1 protein-coding gene is annotated in these 214 nt (G+C 71.0%); it reads left to right on the top strand.

Features of this window, described 5'->3' with window-relative positions:
* Window positions 1-26: 26 nt before the first annotated feature.
* Window positions 27-214, top strand: a 188-nt coding sequence (locus tag UK12_RS36125; protein ID WP_197085454.1) for a hypothetical protein, incomplete at its 3' end; no start/stop codon positions are given.

Here is a 214-nt window from a genome sequence, read left to right as displayed (position 1 = left end):
TCAGCCACGCGTTCCACTCGCCGCTGATGGAGCCGATGCTGGCGGAGTTCCGCGCGGTGGCTGAGGGTCTGACCTTCGACGCCCCCCGGCTCCCGATCGGGTCGACGCTCACCGGCAAGGTCGCCGACGAGCAGAGCACCCCCGAGTACTGGGTCCGCCACGTCCGCGAGGCCGTCCGCTTCCACGACGCAGTGCAGACGCTGGAGCGTGAGGG

Origin of the sequence: Saccharothrix sp. ST-888 (assembly GCF_000955975.1) — a bacterium.
In the GTDB taxonomy this organism is placed as follows: domain Bacteria; phylum Actinomycetota; class Actinomycetes; order Streptomycetales; family Streptomycetaceae; genus Kitasatospora.
The sequence above is the reverse complement of the archived record's forward strand: the minus strand, read 5'-3'. Positions and strand labels throughout refer to the sequence as shown.